Source organism: Halomonas sp. ND22Bw (assembly GCF_003011945.1).
GTDB lineage: Bacteria > Pseudomonadota > Gammaproteobacteria > Pseudomonadales > Halomonadaceae > Halomonas > Halomonas halophila.
Genome location: NZ_PXWD01001519.1, coordinates 1 through 246, shown reverse-complemented (window position 1 = coordinate 246; position 246 = coordinate 1). Strand labels below are relative to the sequence as shown.

Annotated in this window: 1 protein-coding gene; it reads right to left on the bottom strand. The window is 64.6% G+C overall.

Annotation, left to right across the window (positions count from 1 at the left end):
* Positions 1–246: hypothetical protein (locus tag CVH10_RS23300; protein WP_369336002.1), on the bottom strand; the 246-nt coding region annotated here is incomplete at both ends.

Genomic DNA, 246 nt, shown 5'->3' with positions numbered 1-246 from the left:
CCTGAAGACGTGCATTGTTGTGCGCGCCGAAACTGTCATGCGTGCCGAACGGGTCGCGCACACGGGTCAGTGACAGGTGAAGGTCTTCGCGCAGCATCTCAGGGTTCGGAATGCCATCCGGCACCTTGCGCAGGCCGTCCATGTCGTCGCTGAAGGCGATCAGGCGCGTCTTCCAGTGATCGCCAGTCAGGGCGCGGAAGGCGTTGCGCACCATGGTCGTGCGCGCCACTTCGCCGAACGTGCCCC